This window comes from Aliiruegeria sabulilitoris (assembly GCF_001558155.1).
Classification (GTDB): Bacteria; Pseudomonadota; Alphaproteobacteria; order Rhodobacterales; family Rhodobacteraceae; genus Tropicimonas; species Tropicimonas sabulilitoris.
The window spans coordinates 232739-253534 of the sequence record NZ_LOAS01000001.1 but is presented as its reverse complement, the minus strand read 5'-3'; the positions used below and the strand labels follow the sequence as shown (position 1 = coordinate 253534).

Sequence of the window (20796 nt, the reverse complement as noted above, 5' to 3'; positions counted from 1 at the left end):
TGCGCACCGGCCACTTCAAGGATTTTCAAAACGGGATTCCAACAGGGAGGAAATGGATGCCCAAATTCGTATTTGCATATCACGGCGGCAAGCAGCCCGAGACCGAAGAGGAGGGCGCTCAGGCCATGGCGGCGTGGAACGCATGGTACACCGAAATGGGGTCGGCCGTTGTCGATGGCGGCAACCCGGTCGGACAGTCCTGGACGGTCAAGAAGGGGTCTGTCGAGCAGACTGGTGGTGCCAACCCGATCTCCGGCTACACGCTGATTCAGGCGCCAGACATGATCAAAGCGGTCAATTACGCCAAGGGTTGCCCGATGGTGAAGGATGGCTCCGGCTCCGTCGAGGTTGCCGAAGCCCTGGACATGGGTTGATCCGGGAACTTGACGCTTCAGGCGTCAAACACATCAGGTACCGGCCTTAACTGGCCGGTATCCACCCCGCGACGGTTCAGGATATGGGGGTACATGTGCTTGTGAGTCGCCGGATGCTCCGGATCGAGCACGCCCAGCCGCACCAGGATCGCCGCGATCGCGCTGTTCGAGGCGCGCGTGCTTCCATCTTCGATCTTCAACGCCACGCCCAGCCCCTTGCCGGGCAGGATCGCGGTGAAATAGGCCTCTGCGCCTGTCTTGATCACGCCTGCGCCACCGAGCGCGCGCATGATGTTGGTGCAGGCGCGGCCTTCGCCCGCCACCAGGTCGGGATGTTTCATCATCGCCTGAACCAGCCGGAACTGCGCGTCCTGACTTGCGCCCTTGCCCTCCCGCGCGGCGGCAAAGGAGGCCATTGCCCGTGCCATCCCATGCAGGGTCGTGGCGAAATTCGGCGCCGAGCAGCCGTCGATGGCGTAGCCCGCGACCGGCTCCTGCGTGACTTCCTCCCAGGTGGCCTTCACGGCTTTCTGCACCGGGTGGAGCGGGTCGATATATTCCGGCCCGCCCCCCAGATGCTTCGACAGGGTCAGGAAACCGCTATGCTTGCCCGAGCAATTATTGTGCATCTGGCAGGGCGCGCTGTCCGAACAGATCAGCGCCTTGCGGGCCTGCCGGTCGTCCGGCATTTGCGGGCCGCAGCGCAGGTCGTCATCGCCCAGCCCCAGATCCGACAGCCAGCGTGACACCCGGTCGGTGTGGATCGCCGCACCGTTATGGCTGGCACAGGCCAGCGCCAGTTGCTCTGTGCCCAGGCCGAACCTGTCGGCGGCGCCGCTTTCGACCAGCGGCAGGGCCTGGATCATCTTGGACGAGGACCGCGGCAGAATCACCTTTTCCGGCTCTCCCCAGGCATCAACGACCTCGCCGGAGGCATCGCAAACGACAGCATGTCCCCGGTGAACAGACTCGCGGATTTCCCCTCGCCAGATTTCGACCATCTCAACTGAGGCCATTGTGCAATCCTTTCCGGCAAATATCCGCCGGGAGGGGTTCACCCGACCGGCAAATTTGCGTTACCATGCGCAGCAGCGGGTTGAAATCCCAGCCGCTTCAAGGAAGGTCCGGAGACAAGGACCAATGGCGGTACGAATTGAGGCAGAGACAGCTGGAGGCTGTAACAGATGTTTTCCCGGATCATTGCTGGCATGATGGTCGGCGCGTTTGCTGTTTTGGGCAGTCAGGTTGCCGCTCAGGAATCGGACAACCGTGTTGCGGCCAAGACGGATTGGAGTGTCTTTGTCGAGGATGACCCGACGGAGTGCTGGGGGGTGTCCGCGCCCAAGGAAACGGTGAATACCCGCGATGGGCGCACGGTTTCGGTGCAGCGCGGCAAGATCCTTCTGTTCGTTACCTTCCGACCGGGCAGCGGCGCGGCCGGCGAGGTTTCCTTTACCGGCGGCTATCCCTTCGCCAGCGGCTCGACCGTGACGGTCAATGTGGGCGACAGCTCGTTCGAGCTTTTCACCGAGGGCGAATGGGCCTGGCCTGCCTCTCCCGAGGATGATTCCAAGCTGGTCACCGCCCTGAAGCGCGGCGCCGAGGCGAAGTTCTCCGCCCGATCCAGCCGCGGCACCAGGACCGAGGACACCTTCTCACTCATGGGCTTCACCGCCGCGATGGAAGAGGCCGAACAGCGCTGCGCCCAGTAGGGCGCCGCCGCTTTGGGCGGTTTCCGCCACGGGACTTGGAAATACCTGCGACAATCTGTATATCGGGGCCTCAACCCCGAAGGATCAGCCTATGACCGCCAGCGCCCCGATCACGCAGGATGTCGTGACCATTGCCCGCAAGCTGCCCGAAACCGACAGGATCAACCTTGTCGGCCTGACTCGTACGCAGCTCAGAGACACACTGATTGCGCATGGCACGCCGGAGAAGAAGGCGAAGATGCGCGTCGATCAGCTCTGGCAGTGGATCTACCAGAAAGGCGTGCGCAACTTCGACGACATGACCAACCTCAGCAAGGTCTATCGCGCCGAGTTGGCCGAGGCCTTCGTCATCGAGTTGCCGGAGATCGTTTCGAAACAGGTCTCCGAGGACGGTACCCGCAAATATCTGGTGCGGATCGCCGGCGGGCACGAGGTCGAGACCGTCTACATTCCGGAAGAGGGGCGTGGAACGCTCTGCATTTCGTCCCAGGTGGGCTGCACGCTGACCTGTTCGTTCTGTCACACGGGCACGCAGAAGCTGGTGCGCAACCTGACGGCCGGAGAGATCGTCGGCCAGGTGATGCTGGCGCGCGATGACCTCGGCGAATGGCCGGAACCGGGCCGCGCGCCCAAGGATGAATCGCGCCTCGTCTCCAATGTCGTGCTGATGGGCATGGGCGAGCCGCTCTACAATTTCGATGCCGTCCGCGACGCGATGAATATCGTGAAGGATGACGAGGGGATCAGTCTGAGCCGTAGGCGGATCACGCTTTCCACCTCCGGCGTCGTGCCGGAGATCGCCCGGACGGCCGAAGAAATTGGCTGCCTGCTGGCGATCAGCTTCCACGCCACCACCGACGAGGTGCGCGACACGCTGGTGCCGATCAACAAGAAATGGAATATCGAGACGCTTCTGAACACGCTGCGGGACTATCCGCGCCTGAGCAATTCGGAGCGGATCACCTTTGAATACGTGATGCTCAAGGGCGTGAATGACAGCGACGCGGATGCCAAACGGCTGGTGAAGCTGATCGCCGGCATCCCGGCCAAGATCAACCTGATCCCGTTCAACGAATGGCCCGGCGCGCCTTATGAGCGCTCGGACTGGGAGCGGATTGAGAGCTTTGCCGACATCATCTACAAGGCGGGCTACGCCAGCCCCATCCGCACCCCGCGCGGCGAGGACATCATGGCTGCCTGCGGTCAGCTCAAATCGGCGACCGAGCGCGTTCGCAAGAGCCGGGCACAGATCGCGGCCGAGGCCGGGCTGGAAGGCTGACCGGGCAGAGGGCTTCGAAAAGGATGGACGCCGCCCGGCCAGATGGCCTGGCGGCGTTTTTTATGTCTCGATCAGGCCTCGCCCGCGCCCTTGGCGTCCGAAGTGAAGGCCATGGCGAGCGCCGAGGTGCCGTCGAAGATCAGGTTGATGCCGAGCAGGATGCCGAGCGAACTGACGGCGGAGGCCGGGAAATTGGCGAATATCATCAGCCCAAGCACCAGCGAGGCGATGCCCGAGATCAGCACCATCCAGAAGAAGCCGCGGTCCTGAAGCGAGAAGGACAGGATGATCTTGGAAATGCCGGTGGCGAGGAACATGGCTGCAACGACCGTGGTCAGCGCGACCATGCTCTTGAGCGGTTCGCCCAGGATCATGATGCCGAGCACGACGGCGAGCAGACCGAGAAGGATGTTCCAGATCTTGGCGCTCGCGCCTTCGGCACGGAAGCCGGCCACGACCTGGACGATCCCGATCAACAGGAACATCCAGCCCGCGATAACCGTCGCGGCGACGGAGGCGGCGATCGGGTTGGTCAGCGCGAAAACACCGCCAGCAATGGCGATAAGCGCCATGAGGAACCAGAGAATACGATTGGTCATGTGATTTGCCTCGATCAGGGTCAACGGACGCCTCCTCGATCATCCGGAAACCCAGCAACTGGATCAGACAGTTCACAAACCGGATGGCGACAGGCGTCTAAACACAGATACCTGAAATTCCTGCTTTTTCCCAAGAGGAGTTTCATGAAGATGGCGTTGCGACATGACGGGCTCGAATGTGTTGGGCACACTGGTCGCCAATACGTCCCGCAAACTGTCGGGGGAATAGCGTGCCACCGGAAGGCCGGCGCACTTCTCTGGTCCGTCGAGATCGAATGTCGCGAGGATCGCGTGACCGCCGGGCCGGAGCGCCCTGGCCATCACATTGAAATAGGCGTCGCGTCGTGCCGGTTCGGTCAGGAAATGCAAAACGGCCCGGTCATGCCAGATGCTGAAAGTGCACTCGGGCGCCCAATCCAGAACGTCGCCTTCGATCCAGTCGATTTCGGCTGCCCTGGCTCCCAGGCGGGCCTTGGCGAGCGAAAGCGCGGTTTCCGACAGGTCCAGCACCGTAAGCGGTCCGAAGCTGTCTGCAAGCAAGCCGTCCACGAGTCGCGAAGCGCCTCCGCCGACATCGACGATGGGCTGGCCCGGTTTCGCGTAGCGCGCAATGAGTTGGCGTGACAGGGCCGCTTCCTGCTCGAACCAGGTGAGCGCAGTCTCCTCCCGACTGCCATAAAGCGCGTTCCAATGCTCCCTGTCGGACAAGCCTACCTCCCCGGAACTTCTCCTCGCTTGAGACCGACACCTTCCCAGCTGTCGATCGCGGCCACCGCCTCCTCGGCGGTCTCCACGATGCGGAAGAGCTCGAGATCTTCCGGGCTGATCGTTCCGACGTCGGCCAACGCCTTGAAGTTGATTACCTTCTCCCAGAATTCTCGCCCGAAGAGCAGGATGGGAACCTGCCGCATCCGCCCGGTCTGCACCAGCGTCAGCGCTTCGAACAGCTCGTCCATCGTGCCGAAACCACCGGGGAAGATCGCGATGGCGGAGGCGCGCATGAGGAAGTGCATCTTGCGGACGCCGAAATAGTGGAAATTGAAACTGAGTTCCGGCGTGATGTAGGGGTTGGGCGCCTGCTCATGCGGCAGCACGATATTTAGCCCGATGGATTTTCCGCCCGCATCGGCCGCACCGCGGTTGCCCGCCTCCATCACGCCCGGCCCGCCGCCGGTGATGATGATGTCTTCCCGGCCACCAGACCGCGCGATGCTGCGTTCCGTCATGATGCGGGCGAACTTGCGTGCCTCGTCATAGAAACGGCTCATCGCGGCCATCTCGGGCGTGGGTGCCTTGTCGGCCTCCTCCGGGGGTCGTATACGGGCGCCGCCGAAGAGCACGATGGTGGATTCCACCTCCTGCTCCTTCATCATAATCTCGGGTTTCAGCAATTCCAGCTGTAGTCGCACCGGTCGGAGCTGGTCGCGCAGGATGAAATCCAGATCGTCATAGGCGAGACGATAGGCCGGGGAGCGTGTCTGCTCGGTATCGGGCACGCCGGAGGAGGTCTGAATGTCTTCCTGGGCGTCGCGGAAGGAGCGTTTGGTTGGATCGTCTTTCATCGCGCGCTTTACTATGTTTTGTGTGTTCAACAAACGCTAGACCGTGCCGGCGCTGGAGGAAAGCCAAATGAACGACTGGAAAGAGCGGATCGATGCAGCAGCGGATCGCACCGCCGGGTTGCTGCGCCGGACGCCGCTGATGGAAACCCGTGCGCTCTGGAACGAGAAGCTCGTGGAGATCAAGCTCGAGCAGATGCAGCATACCGGTGCGTTCAAGCCGCGCGGTGCGTTCAACACGCTGCTGTCGAACAAGGTACCGGACGTTGGTGTCGTCGCGGCCTCGGGCGGCAATCATGGCGCGGCCGTGGCCTATGCGGCGGCGAAGCTCGGCATGAAGGCCCGCATCTTCGTGCCGGAGCTGGCCGGGCGCACCAAGATTTCCCTGATCGAACAATATGGCGCCGACCTCGTCGTTGTGCCGGGTTCTTATGCCGAAGCGTTGGAAGCGGCCCGCGCCTGGGAGGCCGATACCGGCGCGCTTCAGGTGCACGCCTACGATTCTCCCGAGACCGTGGAAGGGCAGGGAACGCTGTTCCGCGAGTGGGAAGGGCAGGGGCTTGAAGCCGACACTATCCTTGTCGCTGTCGGCGGCGGCGGGCTGATTGCCGGCGCGATGGCCTGGTTCGAGGAAGAGCGCAAGGTTGTCGCGGTCGAGCCCGAAGGGTGTGCGACGCTGACGACAGCGATGCGTGAGGGCGTCGATGCCGAGGTCGACGTTTCCGGCGTGGCCGCCAATGCGCTCGGCGCGCGCAAGATCGGCAAGATCTGCCATCAGCTTGCCGTCGAACAGCTCGTGGAGACGGCCGTGGTGAGCGACGCGGCGATCCTGGAAGCGCAGAAGCTGCTCTGGCAGAAGCTGCGCCTGCTGGTCGAGCCGGCCGGCGCCACCGCGCTGGCCGCGCTGCGTTCGGGTGCCTACCAGCCCGAACCGGGCGAGCGGGTTGCGCTGGTACTGTGCGGCGCCAATGTCGAGCCAGACCCGCTCGGCGTTGCCTGATCAAGCCCGTCCGTGTAGAGCGGGCGGAACTCAGTCGAACCAACAGGACCGTCACATGTCGAGTGCTCAGACCAACGCCCAGCTGGAACAGGCCATCGAGGCCGCCTGGGAGATCCGCGATACGATCAATCCGCATACCGGCGGCGAGACGCTGGAAGCCATCGAGGATACGCTCGCCGCGCTCGACAGCGGCAAGCTGCGCGTGGCCGAGAAGCTGGAGAGCGGCGATTGGCACGTCAACCAATGGGCCAAGAAGGCGGTCCTGCTCGGCTTCCGCATCAAGGACATGGAACAGCAGGATGGCGGCCCGCAAGGTGGCCACTGGTGGGACAAGGTCGACAGCAAGTTCAAGGGCTGGGGCGATGCGGAGTGGAAGGAAGCCGGTTTCCGCGCTGTTCCCAACTGCATCGTGCGCAAATCGGCCTATGTCGCGCCCGGCGTGGTGCTGATGCCCTCCTTCGTCAATCTCGGCGCCTATGTCGACACGGGCACGATGGTCGATACCTGGGCCACGGTCGGCTCCTGCGCCCAGATCGGCAAGAACGTGCACCTGTCGGGCGGCGTCGGCATTGGCGGTGTGCTGGAGCCGATGCAGGCCGGCCCGACGATCATCGAGGATAACTGTTTCATCGGCGCGCGCTCGGAGGTGGTCGAGGGCTGCATCGTGCGCGAGGGCTCGGTGCTTGGCATGGGCGTTTTCATCGGAAAATCCACCAAGATCGTCGACCGCGAAACCGGGGAAGTCACCTATGGCGAGGTGCCACCCTATTCGGTGGTCGTCTCGGGCTCGATGCCCTCGAAGAACGGCATCAACCTCTATTGCGCGGTGATCGTGAAGCGCGTGGACGCGCAGACGCGCTCCAAGACCGGGATCAACGAGCTGCTGCGCGACTGATTCGTCCGAGGCAGACCCACGTGATTTAAGGCCCGCCATCCGGTGGGCCTTTTTTAATGCCTGTGACTAAAATCCGGCCAATTCCATCTTTCCGGGCGTAGTCGGACCCGGAAGGTGTTCGAATTGTGGCGCCGGCCCGAAAATGAACATTTTCAATAAATTAAACGCCAACATTCCGGCGAATTTGCCGGGCATTGTTTACAACCATGTTGGTACCCGATCCTCCCCCGCTCGGTTTCCGAGTCCTGCAGGCCATAATGGACCTGCGCGCCGCCGCTGGGCGGCAACCGCAATCGGCCATTCGCGGCATTGCCGCCAGAATCCCGCCTTCGGATCAGGAGCGCGGCGGCGATAGCCAGACGCTGACCCGCATTGTCCTGCATCAGGGATGCCGGCTCGAAACAGAGCGGGATCGTGCGTTGATCGATGCGCTGCAACTCGCTGCGTCTCAACCCGAAGCCGACCCGGCCGCGTTTTCCGCCGCCACGGCAATCCTGCTGGCAGATCGCCTTCAGCATGGCCTTTACCCAGAGACGATGGGCGATTTCTGGGAGAGCTTTCAGGACAATTACTGCGCCTTGCCCAAACGCGACCGGGCAGCCATTTTCCAGGGATTTCTGATCGGCGCCGATACAGGCCGTGTTGAGATCACCGGTCCCCGCCCCGAGAGCTGCCATCTCAGCGAAAGCCGGGAAGAGGTTCAGGGCGCCCTTCTGGAGCTTGCCGATCGCGGACAAGCGCGTTTGCAGGCCGGCGTCTCGAAGGCTGTTGGTGCGCAAATGGCGCTTCTGCTGCTGCCCGAACTGAACGTGCTGCTCAAGGGCGAGCGGCGCGGTAGCCTGACCGGAGACAGCCCGCTTTTCGCGCCGCTGCTGGAAATGGCGTCGGATCGGCGGCACCCGGCACATGACTTCGCCACCGCGCTCCTGCTCCGCGAAGCAATCGAAAACGGCGATTCCGAAGGGTGGTTCTCGATCACCCTGTGGCCGGAAATGGCCGCCGATTGGCTGTCCACCGATACCCCATACGCGCGCCCGATCCTCGCCGGGCTGCGCTATCTCTACGAAGCCTTCCCGGACTGGGAGCCGATGCCCCGGCGCGCCACAAGCCCGAAACGGCTTGAGAGGCTGCCGCTCATTCCTGTGCTCGACGACAGTTTCAACGGCGGCAGAAACGGAAGCCGGACGGGCTGACACCTGTCGGTGGCGGCTTGGCAAGTTTGACGGAACCGCCTATGGCCATGCCATGAGCGAGAAAAAGCAAAAGAAGCCCCGCAAGCCGCAACAGGCCTATACCCTGCTTGTCGAGGTCGGTCGTCATGAGGGCGACGGGCTGCCTAACGATTCCACCGGGGCGGCGTTGATGTGCTACGCCTCCGGTGTGGACGAGGCCGAAGCCGTGCGGGAAACAGTGGCCATTCTCAAACAGGCCGAACTGGCCCCGCTGGACGTGACGGGCTACGGCACACTCGAAGAGCGGCTGGCCGAGGGCCATGAAGTGCCCGACGAGGAGCGCACACTGATGCAGCGCGCCCTGGATGAGAACGCGGTTATCGTCGCCCAGATGACTCCCTTTTACGACTGACGGCTCGCCATGGCGCAACGCTCGAATTGTGGCGTTCAGGTGGCGGCATCGGAGCGAGGGCCGGGCTTTTGCCCCACGCTCGCCCCATTGGTGACGTCACGGAATGGGAAAACGGACGGGAGCCGAGCAAAAACCGAGGTCGTCATGCAGATCGTGCCAGCCCTTCGCGTAACCGCCGCAGCCGTGACATTGATCGCGGGGCTCTTTTCGGCCGGTGTCCGCTTCGGACCTATGGTTGCGCCGGAACAGCATGAAGCGGCGATGATCTCGCTGGCCGCAGCCTTTGGCGAAGATATCGGCCCGGTCAAGGGATCCGCGCAGCCCCCCCTCCGCGTCGCATACTAGCTGCCCGCTCGGGCAGCTTGCCCGTGGCACAGGCTTCATGCGAAATGCATGGAGGACGACACGGGACGTGCACAAGCATGACAGGCATTTCGCACCGGAAGCGTATCTGGGGCTGGTTCTTCTTCGATTGGGCCAGCCAACCATATAACACGCTTCTGATCACCTTCATTTTCGGCCCGTATATCAAGGAACTCTTGTCCGACGGAGCAGCCGCGCAGGCAGCGTGGGGCTACACGATCGGGCTGGCGGGTGCCGTGATCGCGGTCACGGCGCCATTTCTGGGCGCGATGGCCGACAAGGGCGGTCACCGTATCGGCTGGGTCGGGGCGTTTTCGTTGCTCTATGTTGTCGGCTCGGCCGGGGCATGGTTCGCGGATCCTGGCGGTTTCAATCTGTTGCTGATTCTGGGACTGTTCGGCATCGGGCTGATCGGGATGGAATTCGCGACGATTTTCACCAATTCGCTGCTGCCGGATCTTGGAGACGCCAACGAGATCGGTGGAATTTCCGGCTCCGGCTGGGCCTTTGGCTATGTCGGCGGGCTGATCGCGCTTGTGCTGATGCTGTTCTTTTTCGCCGAGAGCGCCGAGGGCACCACGCTTCTTGGCCTCGCCCCCGCTTTCGGCCTCGACCCGGTCGCGCGGGAAGGGACCCGTTTCGTCGGGCCGTTCACGGCGCTTTGGTACATTCTGTTCATGATCCCGTTCTTTCTCTGGGTGAAGGAGCCGGCGAACCATGCGACCGTACCGCTGCGGCAAGCGGCGAAGGACGCCTGGCCCGAATTGCGCTCGACCCTGCGAGCGCTGCCGCAGACACCGTCGCTCTTCGCCTTTCTCGGCTCTTCCATGTTGTACCGCGATGCGCTCAACGGACTGTATATCTTTGGCGGACTCTATGCGGCGGGCGTTCTTGGCTGGGGCGTGATCGACACCGGGATCTTCGGGATCATCTCGGTGATCGCCGCCGCGCTCTTCGCCTGGCTCGGGGGTATGGCGGATAACCGTTTCGGCCCGAAACCGTTGATCATCTGCTGCGTCCTGATCCTCACCGCGATCTGCATCGCGGTCATCTTCGTCAGCCGCGAGAGCGTCTTCGGCGTGGCGGTTGCGGCGGAGTCGACCCTGCCGGACCTCGTTTTCTACGCCATGGGCGCAAGCATCGGCGCGGCGGGCGGTGCCCTGCAATCGGCGAGCCGGACGATGATGTGCCGTCAAAGCGACCCCGAACGCATGACACAGGCCTTTGGCCTCTATGCGCTGGCGGGCAAGGCGACGGCGTTCATGGCACCGCTTGCCATCGGCGTGGTCACCGATATCACCAGAAGCCAGCAATTGGGGATATTGCCGCTGATAATCCTTTTTGGATTGGGGTTGGTGCTGCTAGTCTGGGTGAAACCCAATGGGGAGAGAGCAGCATGTCCACCTTCCGACTTGCCCGCGTCGCGGGGCTGATTGCCCTCGTGATCCTGTCGGCCACCGTTGCGCAGGCCGAGCCGAAGGCGAACCAGCTTTTCGGATCGAAAGACACGGCCTCGCGGCAGAAATCGCAGCCGATCGGCTTCTATTCCAAAGGCTGCGCGGCCGGAAACGTGCAGCTCCCCGAGAGCGGGCCGACCTGGCAGGCGATGCGCCTGTCGCGTAACCGTAACTGGGGCCAGCCGGTGATGATCGATTTCATCAAGGACCTGTCGGCCTATGCAACCAAGGTTGGCTGGAAGGGGCTCTATATCGGGGACATTTCACAGCCGCGTGGCGGGCCGATGACCTCTGGCCATGCCTCGCACCAGGTGGGCCTGGATGTCGATATCTGGATGAAACCGGCGACCAACCTGCGCCTGAGCCGCCGTGACCGGGAAAAGCTCAGCTCCATCAACGTGCGTGCCGAGAGCCAGAAATCGGTCAACGGCAACTGGACGGCGGCCCATGCCGCGATCCTGAAACGGGCCGCGCTCGACCCGCGGGTGGACCGGATTTTCGTCACTCCGCCGGTCAAGATCGAGTTCTGCAAGACGGCCAGCCGGAAAGACCGGAAATGGTTGCAGAAGATCCGTCCGATCTATGGCCACAACTACCATTTCCACGTCCGGCTGAAGTGCCCGAAGGGGGCAAGTGGCTGCGTAACGCAAAGCCCGACCGTTAAAGAGCTGTCCAAGGGCAAGGACGGTTGCGATGACACCCTGCAATGGTGGGTGACCGACTATCTGAACCCGCCGAAAGCCACCAAGCCCGCAAAGCCCGCGCCGAAGAAAAAAAGCGCGCGTGATTTCACAATGGCGGATCTTCCCGGTCAATGTGGCGCCGTATTGTCGTCGCGCTGATCGCGCTGGCGTGTCTGTTCCTTGTGGCGGGTCTGGCTGTACGCGAGATCCTGCCCAGGAATGTCACGGCCATATCCTGGAGCATGGAAAGCGAGAATTTCGGTGGCTGGTCGGCGGTTGACCTGTTGCCGGACGGCGTGGGCTTTCTGGCCGTTGGCGACGCCGGTGCCTTTACCCGTGGGCGCCTGATCAGGGAAGGTGGGCGGCTGGTGGCCGTGGAAGCAGGGGAGCCCGAGTGGCTGAAGAGCGATTTTGGTCCGTGGATCTACCCTTTCGTCGAAGATGCCGAGGGGGTTTCGCTTGAAAGCGACGGAACTTTTCTCGTGTCCTATGAAAGTAACAGCCGGGTGTGGCGCCACGACCCTGATGGGCCTCTACCGGAGCGGCTTGCGCGGAGCAAAGCCTTTTATCACATGAAAGCCAATGGCAGCCTTGAAGCACTGGCCAGCTTGCCCGATGGAACGATTCTGACCCTTCCCGAGAAACCGGACTCGAAAACCACCTATCCGGTTTACACCTATGACGGCCAGTCGTGGCGACAGCCGTTTTTTCTCTCGCGCGGGTTCGGCTGGAATGCTGTTGGCGCCGATTTCGGCCCCGATGGCCAGCTTTACCTTCTGGAACGGGGCTTCGTCGGGTTCGGCTTTCGCAGTCGTATCCGGCGCTTCGACATTTCGGAGGCCGACGGGATCCTAGATGGCGAAATGCTCTACAAGTCGCTTCCAGGGAGGCACGGCAACCTGGAAGGCATCGCGATCTGGCAGGACGACGCGGAGCGGATCCGCGCAGTCATGGTTTCGGACGACAATTTCCTCTCGTTCCTGCGCACGCAGATCGTCGAGGTCGTCCTTCAGGAAGGGCGCTCAATCGCCAAGGTCATTCAGCGCCGACCAACCAGCGATCGATGACCTGCGGATTTTCAGCGATCCAGGCGTCGACCGCCACGTCGATTTTCTGGCCATCGACCTGCACCGCCAGAATCAGGTCCGAGAGGTCGGAGGCGTCCATGTCCATGCTCGACAGAAAATGCGCCGCCTCTGGAAAGCTTCGGTTCAGCCGGCCGGAATAGGCCACGCGCACTGTCTTGATCCGATCGGCCGACGCCACATGGGACAGCTCGAACCAGCGGGCATCCTGATCGGGGTAAACGGGACGGTACGTCGCGGGATCATGCGCGGGCTCTGTCAACATGACCAGATCGAACAGCACCTGAACGTAATGCGGCGTGTAGCAGTAAAAGACAGCGCCGCCGCCATCCGCCAGAATCTGTGCCATACGGTCGTGGTAAAGGGCCTCGTTCTCGGTATTTGCGACCAATGCCGTTTCGAGACCGTAGTCGCGCAGTTTCACCTTGTGGACATTGGTGGAGGCCCAGCCCTCCTCTCCGATCCAGATGTCATTGACCCCGTCCCCGTCCGTGTCCAGAAGCCCGCGCAGGCGGGGATCCGCGAGTTCTTGAACCGCGTGGATGTCGTGCCGCTCTGCATAGCCCCTTGGAAGACAGATACCGCTGCGCCCGAAATAGCTACCACTGGACAGGAAGACCGTTCCCTTCCGTTTCACGTAGAGATCCACCAGGGAAGACTGGTTGGGCAGCCAGACATCGGGATGAACGTCGATCTCTCCGCGCCCCAGGTCCATCGCGGCAAAGATCCCGGCATTGGCGCGGGGAACATAGGTGGCGGATATGTCGAAGCGGTCCTCGATAATATGACCGATGAGCCGCGCCATGATCTGGGCTCCGATCCAAGTTGGCTCCCCGATCGCTACGTGATCGGCCGCGCGGGCCGGGAGCGATACGCCCAGAATGAGCGCGGCGATCAGGGCACGGAAAAGTCGCTTTGCCATCGTCCCGTCACATCTCCCGCGTCCCTGCCTGCCCATCGGCGCCTTGCCCGAGCGCGCGTTCCACCGCCCTGATCAGCGCGTTGCGGCTGACTGGCTTCGTCAACCAGATATCCGGCTCCCGAGAACCATTATCCGTCTTGTCGGATGTGACGTCGTATCCCGACAGGAAGAGAACCGGCAGGTTCGGAACCATGCCGCGAATGGCGCCCGCCAGATCCGAACCCTGCAATTTCCCCGGCATCACGATATCGGTGAGCAGCAGGTCGACATCGGGCGATTGCTTGAACAGCTCGAAAGCATCATCGCCCGTTTCCGCTTCGATCAACGCGTAGCCGGCCGCCGACAGGATCGACGACAGGACCTTGCGCACGTCGCTCTCGTCTTCCACGAGCAGGATCCGCCGCTTTCTGTGCGGCATGGCCGGGGCGGGGTCGTGCCGCATCCGGTCGGATACCGTGCCTGCCTTCATGGCGCGGAAATACAACTCGAACCGGGTGCCCTTTTCGCGTTCCGAGGTAACCTGAACGGCGCCACCGGACTGCTCCATGAACCCCTGCACCATCGACAGGCCAAGGCCGGAGCCAGAAGCGAGCGGCTTGGTGGAAAAGAACGGCTCATAGATTCGGGGCAGGATCTCGGGCGAAATGCCGGTGCCCGTATCCTCCACCACCAGACGAACATAGGTGCCCGGCTCCAGCCCCATGCTCCCACAAACCGGATCGTCCTGCTTCAGGCTGACGGCCGACGTGCTGATTGTGAGTGTCCCGCCCTCTGGCATCGCATCCCGCGCGTTGACCATGAGGTTGAGCAGGGCGTTTTCGGAAGATCCCCTGTCGAGTTTCACCTTGGGGAGCGCCTCGTCGAACTCAGTCACCACCTGTATGGATTCTGGCATTGTGCGACCAGCCCAGGCAGCGGTTTCCCGAACGACCTGGTTGAGATCCAGCACGGCCGGTTCGAGCCGCGCGCGCCGGGCGAAAGCAAGCATCTTGCGTGTCAGGCCTGCGCCACGTTCGCTGGCCTTCAGGCTGTTGTCGACGAATTCGAGCAAGTCCGGCCGCGCATCGGGCCCGCCTGTCAGCGCGTCCCGCAGGAGCTCTTGGTTGCCCATGATCACTGCCAAAAGGTTGTTGAAATCATGGGCGACACCGCCGGTCAGCTTGCCAAGACTGTCGTTCTTCTGTGCGAGATAGGCCAGTTCCTTCTGGTGCTCCAACTCTGCCTTGCGCTCGACCTCTTCGGTTACATCGATGATCAGGCTGTACCAGAGCGTCGCTCCATCGGGCAGTTTGGTCGGGTGCCCGCGACCTTCCAGCCACTTTTCGGTGCCGTCTGGCATGCGCGTTGGCCAGACAAAATGCCATTCCCGCAGCTCGGTCGCCGATTGCGCGATCTCGTCCAGAAACCGTTCCAGCGCGTCTTCGTCGCTTACGAGGCTCCAGAGCTTCACGATGTCATTCTCGAGGATCGTGGCATCGATCCCCCAGATTTCCGTGCAGCTTTCTCTCTGGAAAAAGTAGATCTCATCCGTCGGCCCTGGGCGCACATGGCCAGGCGGCATTCGATAGGTGAAGACGACGCCCGGCATGTTATGCAGCACGCCGGAAAGCTGGGTCTTGGCAGCCTCCAATTCGAGGATCGATTCCCTGCGTGCAACTGCGAAACGGTTGGCGAAGAGTGCGGGCACGAGAATGATCACGCCAAGCGCCAGCAGAAGGAGCCGATAGGAACGCTGTGCCTCCCTGTCGGGGCGCCACCCGTCATACGGACGCGCGAGGATGGTCCAGTGCCCGTATGGGAACGAAATCTCGGAGGTGACGGGGGAGTCTTCCATGACACCCATCGAACCATGGAGGATGTTCTGCGCGCCCTCGGCGTCGTTCTCGAACAGGACGAGATATTCGGTTTCGCCGTCCGGGTCCGGTATGCCGCTCAGGCGAAACATTGCTTCGATGTCGAGCAGCACGGAGATTGCTCCGACCACCGACACCGGGTCGTTGTCCAGTTTCAGCAGCGGCAGATGCAGGCCCAGAACGCTCGTCCCGTCTTCGAGCTTGACCGGGCCATACATGAAGGCGCCGAGCTGCGATCTCAGCCGCGGAGGGGCGCTGGCCGGACCCGGCTTGTCGCGCAGGTCACGGCCTATGCGCGCGCGATTGCCTTCGACCGGATACACGAACGTCGTGACGAAATCGGGTGAGAACTCCGTGACAAGCGCTTCCGGACGCTCGCCAAAGGCGCTCTCGGCGAGGAGTTCGAATCCCGATTGCGGGATGTCCTCTGACGAGCCGAGTTTGCCGGCAAGTTCGTGGAGTATCTCGATATTGGTGTCGAGACGCCGCTCGAAACGCGAGCGGGTGGTTTCGAGCGTTATTCCCACCTGTTCCCAGCTGTCTTGCAATAGCACCTTGCCTTGTTGACGGTCGGCGAGAACCGCAACAAGCAGGAGGATCAATGCGATCACGAATGTAGGTAAGTATCTGATTAAGTGCCGTCCTGGTATATTGCGGGTCGAACATCCCCCGCGAGGGAAGTTTATCGCAGATGCGAATACTCGCAAGTTCGCAGCATTGCCCACACCGCCTCAGAATGACGCGCATCGGCGCGTTTTGGGAGGCCTGCGCGAAATTCAGCCCGATTATCGGCTAAAGATAGACGGTGGGCCGGGCTACTGCCGACAACCCCGCGCCTTCGAGCATGGTGGCGACTCGCTCCACGCAGGCGCGATCGGCCGCCGGCCAGTCCCGCGCGGAACCGACGACACCGTGGTGCTGGAACGCGTTCAGGCGCAGCCGTGTCGCCGGATCCAACCCATTGATGAAATCCGTGAGCGCCGCGACTTCCGCCACGCTGTCGGTGAGGCCCGGAATGACGAGCAGCCGCAATTCCTCAAGGCGCCCCGCATCATGCAGGATCCGCGCGCTCTCCAGCACCTTTGTGTTGTCCCGGCCTGTCAGGCGCTTATGCGTGCCGGGGTCCATCGCCTTGATGTCCAGCATGACGCCGTCGGTCCAGGGCAGTACCTGCGCCCAGCCGGCGGGGCCAAGATGGCCGTTGCTGTCGATCATGCAGGTCAGGTGAGCGAGGGAAGGGTCCTGTTTGATCGCCTTGAAAAGGGCGGTCACGAATTTGAGCTGAACCGTCGCCTCGCCACCCGAAACCGTGATGCCGTCGAGAAAGACGCTGTCCCGGCGGAGCCTATCGAGGACTTCCGACAGCTCCATATGTTGCGCCATCGGGTTGGCGTGGATCGGGCAAATCCGGAGACATTCATCGCATTGGTCGCACGCGGTGGGATCGAAATGGATATGCCCATCCACGAGCGACAGGGATCCGGCATGACAGGCCGCCACGCAGTCTCCGCAATCGTTGCAGAAGGCCATCGTGTGCGGGTTGTGGCAGGTCGCGCAGGAGAAATTGCACCCCTGCAGGAACAGCACCATGCGGCTGCCCGGCCCGTCCACGCAGGAAAAGGAGAGAAGCTTACTGACCGTAGCCCGGGGCATATTCATGAGCTATCACGCGTGGTTTTCGGTCGAGGATCCCCGTCAGTTCCGCCGCCTCGGCCCCGAGTCCGGTGGTATTGATCCGGGAGCCTTCCTCCCGACGGTATTTCTCCACATCCGACAGGCGGATCATGTAGCCCGTGACCCGGACAAGATCATTGCCCGCCACGTTGGCGGTGAACTCCCGAAAACCGCTCGCCAGTGCTCCCTTGCACAGACGGTAAAGCGCTTGCGGATTGGCCTTAACGGTTTCGTCGATGGTCAGGATCTCGCTGATCCCTGCCGGGTAGAAGGCGTGATGCGGCGCCAGCGCCTTCACGTGGCTGACGGGGTCTGGCTCGGCCCCATATGGAATGCGTACCCCCGGCGTCGCTTCCAGATCCGTGCTGATGCCCGCCTGCGCATGCAGAAGCGCGCGTTCGCGCCAGGCGTGCCGGACCGGCGTTGCCTCGACCCGCGCGGCCATCGCTTCGGAGATACGATAGCCCAGAGTATTCGCCTCCGCGTCCCGACCATAGCGGGCCGTGCTGTTGTCGAGGCCCATCAGGTGATCGACCGCCTCCGCCATGCCATAGACCCCGAACATGGCAGTGAACCGATCCCGTTCGATCCAGCCTTCCTTCACGATGAAATTGTCGAAGAAACCGGACTGCTCGAACAGGTAATCCATGCGTGCCTGGATCAGGCGGAATTGCAGGTCCATGAAATGCGGCAGCGCGCGTTTCAGGAAATCGTCAATGCCGCGCGCCCGCCGGGCGACCTCGTGCAGGTTCAGCCGCACGAGGGTGCCCGCGCCACCGGCGGCCGGCAGGGCATTGTAACAACTGACAATCCCGTAGCCGCGTTCGTCGAAGGCAGCCGCGTGAAGCGGGTGGTTGGCGATATGGGGCTTGGAGCAGGCGACGATATTGTCGGTCGCAAGCCGCAGGAGGTCCTCGCCGGTCAGCTCGGGATCGTAGAGAAGTGTCAGGTTTGGCGCGACCTGCTGCAATTCCCGGTCAACCTGAAGCACCGCGCGGGCAACGCGGTTGTCATGTGGGCCGATATTCGCATGCAGGAAGGCATCCGGCAGAACTCGGTCGATATAGCGCCAGAGAAGGCGGATCTTGCCGATCAATTCCGTCTCGCCGACCCCGTCGCAATAGGGCAGCAACAGCCGGTCGATATGACCGATGAAGACCGGCATGGCCGTGACGGAGGGCACATGGTGAAAGGCAATCATCAGGCAGTTGATCGCCTCGTCCAGCGTCTCGGGCGGGTCGAGTTCGAGATATTCGCTCCCCTTCGTGAGCAGAACGGAAAGATCCGGCAGAACGTAGCGCGGCTTGTAGGGCGCATGCCCCTCGGCCAGATCGCAGAGGATGCCATCGGCCAGCGCCTGCGCGGTTTCCGCGTGGGTTTCGGGATAAGGCAGCATGTTCTCGGCCTCCAGCGACAGGAACCGCGCTTTTTGGGCGAGGCTCAGCGTTGGGTCCGTGACGATGGCCTGAAGTCTTTCCAAGTTCTGGGGCATTGCGCCGCTCCCGACTGTCCAGATGCGTCGAGTCTACCGCAAGTCAGGAGGCGAAGGTATCGGCGCCTTCGCCGCGCCCGGCCTTGACGCGTGGAGCTGGCGTCGCGATCAGCGCCAGCAATTCGCGGGTGACTGCCTCGGTCCCCATATCACCGCCGAACTCATCTGGCCGCAGCCGGTTTTCCGCGAACCCGCGCGCGACCGCCGCCTCGATCAGGGCCGCAGCCGCATTGCATTCCGAGAGAGCCCGCTTTTCGCCGAGATAGTCCAGCATCAAGGCCCCGCTGAGAATGGCCGCGAGCGGGTTCGCCTTGTCCTGTCCCATGATGTCCGGCGCGCTGCCATGGGCGGGCTGGAACAGTCCGATCTCGTCACCAATCTCGCCACAGGCCGCCATGCCCATCCCGCCGACAAGCCCGCCGGCCAGATCGGACAGGATGTCGCCGAACATGTTCTCCGTCACCAGGACATCGACCTCCCAAGGCTTTCGGACGAGATCCAGCGCTTGCGCGTCGACATAGGCATGAGCGACGTCGATATCGGGAAATTCCGGCCGGATCTCGTCGAAGATCTTGCGGAAAAAGGCGAGCGAGGCGAAGACATTGGCCTTGTCCACGCAGGTCAGTTTTCCCGGGCGGCCTCGGGATTTCCGCTTGCGCGCCAGCCGGAAGGCGAAGCGATGCAGTTTCTCACTGACTTCGCGGGAAATTCGCAGCGTGTCATAGACCGCCTCATCGCCCACGATTATCGACCGTCCGTGAACCGCGGCCGAATAGAAAAGCCCTTCCGTGGATTCCCGCAGGATCACCATGTCGATCCCGGCGGCGCGCGGGTCCGCCAATCGCCGGGGGATATTCGGATAAGCCTTCACGGGACGTATGCCCGCATAGAGACCGTACCTGTCCCGTAGCCTCAGATGCGGAGAGATCTCGGTGCCATCGGCATGCCGGACAGAGGGAAGGCCAACCGCGCCGAGGAAGATCGCATCCGCCTCGCCCGCGCGCGCTTCGCCGTCCGGCTCGATATCGATGCCGGTCTGCCGGAAATAGGCCGCCCCTGCCTGTATCTCGTCATAGATCGGCAGCGGCGCTCCCACGGCGGAAAGCGAAGCATTGACGATTCGAACCGCGGAATCGGCCACTTCGATTCCGATTCCATCCCCCTTTATGAGAGCAATCGTCAGGCGGGTTGTCACGCATTCCTCCATGGCTTGTGACGGATACACCGGGTTGAAGGCCTCCTCCTTCGCGGGATTTCAGCGCCGCGTGTGTCTGGATGGGTGCTCAAGACTCGGCTTCAGTTGCGGGCGCTGCCTGATCGGACCATCTCACCGGATGGACGCGACGTCAAATACTTTATCGTATACGTTGAGAGTTCGATTTTTCGGGCCGGACCACGTTGTCGGTGGAGGACGCATGTCAGCAGCGCACGGACAGATCCACGCAGCCGCGGATCTCTTGCCTCACTCGAAGGGAGAAAACCGCGAGATATCGCCTCCGGTCACGATCCGGTCCCGCCAGATCAACCAGGCATGGGCGAGGAAGCCCTCTGAATCTGTCTTGTTGGAACCCAGCTCGATCCGCGTCTCGATTCCTTCCGCGGCCAGCCAATGCCGTGCCGCCTCCGCCTGAATCAGGCAATCAGAACGCCACGGAACCGCGTTGGCCGCGCGCTGGACTGCTATCGACACTCGCTCGACGGTCTTCTCGGCAGAGTGATCCGTGTGTTCCGCCTGTCTCGCGGCATCGACGGGGAAAGGCGACAGGATTTGCGGTACAGAGGCACTGGCCACCTGTTTTCGGGCACGCCACAGCTCGTTGGAGGCCCGGTACAGATCCTGCAACTCCGCACGGTCGAGCTGCCGCGCCTTGCCGAGCCGGCGAAACAGGGCGGCAAGCCTAGCCATTTGGGGAAATCAGTTTCTTGTCAGACAGTTCCTGTAGGAAGGCCAGGACATCCGCCTGAGCCGAGCCGGGAACATCCGTGAATTCCTCTGAAATCCGTGCGACAATCTCGGCCGGCGCCTTGCCCTCCTTCAGGCCATTCCAGACAAAGCTGGCAACCGGGTCCATGCCGAAATACTGGCCGCTCTCCATGTCCAGCAGAACGGTTTTGTCGCCCTCCAAGAAAGGATACTCAAAACCTGTTCTGGTGGAACATGGGCAGGTTCTCGAACTGACTCAGGGAGCTACGGGTCGTAAAGGTGATCCGGGGGCCGGCGGCGTAGGCAAACGACCCTAGTGGAAGTTTGCAACGCGCAGATCT

The 20796-nt window shown here is 62.4% G+C and carries 22 protein-coding genes; 11 read left to right on the top strand and 11 right to left on the bottom strand.

The features are described 5' to 3' along the window. The first annotated feature begins 56 nt into the window (after positions 1–56). Positions 57–374, top strand: coding sequence for a YciI family protein (locus AX756_RS01195; protein WP_068307603.1), 318 nt, complete (start codon positions 57–59; stop codon positions 372–374). Between the two features lie 17 nt (positions 375–391). Here AX756_RS01195 and AX756_RS01190 read toward each other — a convergent pair whose 3' ends face one another. Next, positions 392–1390, bottom strand: coding sequence for an asparaginase (locus AX756_RS01190; RefSeq protein WP_068307601.1), 999 nt, complete (start codon positions 1388–1390; stop codon positions 392–394). Positions 1391–1558: 168 nt separating this feature from the next. Between AX756_RS01190 and AX756_RS01185 the strand changes: the two genes are divergently transcribed. Beyond that, on the top strand, positions 1559–2086 hold the full coding sequence (locus AX756_RS01185) for an invasion associated locus B family protein (RefSeq protein ID WP_068307595.1): 528 nt from the start codon (positions 1559–1561) through the stop codon (positions 2084–2086). Between the two features lie 91 nt (positions 2087–2177). Further along, positions 2178–3365, top strand: coding sequence for a dual-specificity RNA methyltransferase RlmN (gene rlmN, locus AX756_RS01180; protein WP_068307593.1), 1188 nt, complete (start codon positions 2178–2180; stop codon positions 3363–3365). A 71-nt stretch (positions 3366–3436) separates the two neighbouring features. Here the strand turns inward: rlmN and AX756_RS01175 are convergent, their stop codons facing one another. The 3 genes from AX756_RS01175 to AX756_RS01165 form a co-directional block, all read right to left on the bottom strand. Next, entirely contained in the window at positions 3437–3964 is a 528-nt protein-coding gene (locus AX756_RS01175) for an HdeD family acid-resistance protein (protein WP_156461351.1), read from the bottom strand. A 72-nt stretch (positions 3965–4036) separates the two neighbouring features. Continuing rightward, on the bottom strand, positions 4037–4672 hold the full coding sequence (locus AX756_RS01170; RefSeq protein ID WP_068307587.1) for a class I SAM-dependent methyltransferase: 636 nt from the start codon (positions 4670–4672) through the stop codon (positions 4037–4039). Positions 4673–4674: 2 nt separating this feature from the next. After that, entirely contained in the window at positions 4675–5526 is an 852-nt protein-coding gene (locus AX756_RS01165) for an LOG family protein (RefSeq protein ID WP_068307586.1), read from the bottom strand. A 67-nt stretch (positions 5527–5593) separates the two neighbouring features. On the opposite strand from AX756_RS01165, the gene AX756_RS01160 reads away from it, so the two are divergent. The 8 genes from AX756_RS01160 (at position 5594) to AX756_RS01125 (ending at position 12572) form a co-directional block, all read left to right on the top strand. Further along, complete coding sequence (locus AX756_RS01160; RefSeq protein ID WP_068307585.1) at positions 5594–6523, top strand: threonine/serine dehydratase; 930 nt, start codon at positions 5594–5596, stop codon at positions 6521–6523. A 55-nt stretch (positions 6524–6578) separates the two neighbouring features. Further along, positions 6579–7418 carry a 2,3,4,5-tetrahydropyridine-2,6-dicarboxylate N-succinyltransferase gene (gene dapD / locus AX756_RS01155; protein ID WP_068307584.1) on the top strand — a complete coding sequence of 280 codons (840 nt, stop codon included), beginning with the start codon at positions 6579–6581 and terminating at the stop codon, positions 7416–7418. A 257-nt stretch (positions 7419–7675) separates the two neighbouring features. After that, complete coding sequence (locus tag AX756_RS01150) at positions 7676–8611, top strand: hypothetical protein (RefSeq protein ID WP_068307582.1); 936 nt, start codon at positions 7676–7678, stop codon at positions 8609–8611. Between the two features lie 52 nt (positions 8612–8663). Continuing rightward, positions 8664–9002 carry a DUF8846 family protein gene (locus AX756_RS01145; RefSeq protein ID WP_068307580.1) on the top strand — a complete coding sequence of 113 codons (339 nt, stop codon included), beginning with the start codon at positions 8664–8666 and terminating at the stop codon, positions 9000–9002. 144 nt (positions 9003–9146) lie between these two features. Beyond that, positions 9147–9347, top strand: a complete 201-nt coding sequence (locus AX756_RS01140; RefSeq protein WP_068307578.1) for a hypothetical protein — start codon at positions 9147–9149, stop codon at positions 9345–9347. A gap of 77 nt (positions 9348–9424) precedes the next feature. Beyond that, the gene (locus tag AX756_RS01135) at positions 9425–10798 is read left to right on the top strand and encodes an MFS transporter (protein ID WP_068307576.1); all 1374 of its coding nucleotides are present in this window, start codon (positions 9425–9427) and stop codon (positions 10796–10798) included. After that, positions 10762–11664, top strand: a complete 903-nt coding sequence (gene mepA, locus AX756_RS01130) for a penicillin-insensitive murein endopeptidase (RefSeq protein WP_068307574.1) — start codon at positions 10762–10764, stop codon at positions 11662–11664. Before AX756_RS01135 ends, mepA begins: the two co-directional genes overlap by 37 nt. Beyond that, a complete protein-coding gene (locus tag AX756_RS01125; protein WP_068307570.1) occupies positions 11637–12572 on the top strand; it encodes an esterase-like activity of phytase family protein in 936 nt (311 codons plus the stop codon). The genes mepA and AX756_RS01125 overlap by 28 nt, the downstream gene beginning before the upstream one ends. Here the strand turns inward: AX756_RS01125 and AX756_RS01120 are convergent. From AX756_RS01120 to AX756_RS01090, 7 genes are all read right to left on the bottom strand, one after another. Continuing rightward, positions 12541–13512: a glycine betaine ABC transporter substrate-binding protein gene (locus AX756_RS01120; protein ID WP_068307568.1), complete on the bottom strand. Its 972-nt coding sequence runs from the start codon at positions 13510–13512 to the stop codon at positions 12541–12543. The genes AX756_RS01125 and AX756_RS01120 overlap by 32 nt on opposite strands. A gap of 7 nt (positions 13513–13519) precedes the next feature. After that, positions 13520–15967, bottom strand: coding sequence for an ATP-binding protein (locus AX756_RS01115; protein ID WP_197431041.1), 2448 nt, complete (start codon positions 15965–15967; stop codon positions 13520–13522). Between the two features lie 190 nt (positions 15968–16157). After that, positions 16158–17024 (bottom strand): YjjW family glycine radical enzyme activase, encoded by an 867-nt coding sequence (locus AX756_RS01110; RefSeq protein WP_068307564.1) that lies wholly within the window; start codon positions 17022–17024, stop codon positions 16158–16160. Further along, positions 16996–18531 carry a YjjI family glycine radical enzyme gene (locus AX756_RS01105; RefSeq protein ID WP_068307562.1) on the bottom strand — a complete coding sequence of 512 codons (1536 nt, stop codon included), beginning with the start codon at positions 18529–18531 and terminating at the stop codon, positions 16996–16998. The genes AX756_RS01110 and AX756_RS01105 overlap by 29 nt, the downstream gene beginning before the upstream one ends. 43 nt (positions 18532–18574) lie before the next feature. Beyond that, positions 18575–19726, bottom strand: coding sequence for an isocitrate/isopropylmalate dehydrogenase family protein (locus AX756_RS01100; protein ID WP_231700950.1), 1152 nt, complete (start codon positions 19724–19726; stop codon positions 18575–18577). Positions 19727–19993: 267 nt separating this feature from the next. Next, positions 19994–20437 carry a lasso peptide biosynthesis B2 protein gene (locus AX756_RS01095; RefSeq protein ID WP_068307559.1) on the bottom strand — a complete coding sequence of 148 codons (444 nt, stop codon included), beginning with the start codon at positions 20435–20437 and terminating at the stop codon, positions 19994–19996. Then, complete coding sequence (locus AX756_RS01090) at positions 20430–20657, bottom strand: PqqD family protein (protein WP_068307558.1); 228 nt, start codon at positions 20655–20657, stop codon at positions 20430–20432. Before AX756_RS01090 ends, AX756_RS01095 begins: the two co-directional genes overlap by 8 nt. Between the last annotated feature and the right edge of the window lie 139 nt (positions 20658–20796).

Excerpts from the sequence above, each read along its gene's own strand:
- AX756_RS01110 (WP_068307564.1), bottom strand. The coding sequence starts at position 17,024 with ATGAATATGCCCCGGGCTACGGTCAGTAAGCTTCTCTCCTTTTCCTGC.
- mepA (WP_068307574.1), top strand. The coding sequence starts at position 10,762 with ATGTCCACCTTCCGACTTGCCCGCGTCGCGGGGCTGATTGCCCTCGTG.
- AX756_RS01105 (WP_068307562.1), bottom strand. The coding sequence starts at position 18,531 with ATGCCCCAGAACTTGGAAAGACTTCAGGCCATCGTCACGGACCCAACG.
- rlmN (WP_068307593.1), top strand. The coding sequence starts at position 2,178 with ATGACCGCCAGCGCCCCGATCACGCAGGATGTCGTGACCATTGCCCGC.
- dapD (WP_068307584.1), top strand. The coding sequence starts at position 6,579 with ATGTCGAGTGCTCAGACCAACGCCCAGCTGGAACAGGCCATCGAGGCC.
- AX756_RS01160 (WP_068307585.1), top strand. The coding sequence starts at position 5,594 with ATGAACGACTGGAAAGAGCGGATCGATGCAGCAGCGGATCGCACCGCC.
- AX756_RS01125 (WP_068307570.1), top strand. The coding sequence starts at position 11,637 with ATGTGGCGCCGTATTGTCGTCGCGCTGATCGCGCTGGCGTGTCTGTTC.
- AX756_RS01120 (WP_068307568.1), bottom strand. The coding sequence starts at position 13,512 with ATGGCAAAGCGACTTTTCCGTGCCCTGATCGCCGCGCTCATTCTGGGC.
- AX756_RS01145 (WP_068307580.1), top strand. The coding sequence starts at position 8,664 with ATGAGCGAGAAAAAGCAAAAGAAGCCCCGCAAGCCGCAACAGGCCTAT.
- AX756_RS01095 (WP_068307559.1), bottom strand. The coding sequence starts at position 20,437 with ATGGCTAGGCTTGCCGCCCTGTTTCGCCGGCTCGGCAAGGCGCGGCAG.
- AX756_RS01135 (WP_068307576.1), top strand. The coding sequence starts at position 9,425 with ATGACAGGCATTTCGCACCGGAAGCGTATCTGGGGCTGGTTCTTCTTC.
- AX756_RS01190 (WP_068307601.1), bottom strand. The coding sequence starts at position 1,390 with ATGGCCTCAGTTGAGATGGTCGAAATCTGGCGAGGGGAAATCCGCGAG.
- AX756_RS01140 (WP_068307578.1), top strand. The coding sequence starts at position 9,147 with ATGCAGATCGTGCCAGCCCTTCGCGTAACCGCCGCAGCCGTGACATTG.
- AX756_RS01175 (WP_156461351.1), bottom strand. The coding sequence starts at position 3,964 with ATGACCAATCGTATTCTCTGGTTCCTCATGGCGCTTATCGCCATTGCT.
- AX756_RS01150 (WP_068307582.1), top strand. The coding sequence starts at position 7,676 with ATGGACCTGCGCGCCGCCGCTGGGCGGCAACCGCAATCGGCCATTCGC.
- AX756_RS01185 (WP_068307595.1), top strand. The coding sequence starts at position 1,559 with ATGTTTTCCCGGATCATTGCTGGCATGATGGTCGGCGCGTTTGCTGTT.
- AX756_RS01195 (WP_068307603.1), top strand. The coding sequence starts at position 57 with ATGCCCAAATTCGTATTTGCATATCACGGCGGCAAGCAGCCCGAGACC.
- AX756_RS01165 (WP_068307586.1), bottom strand. The coding sequence starts at position 5,526 with ATGAAAGACGATCCAACCAAACGCTCCTTCCGCGACGCCCAGGAAGAC.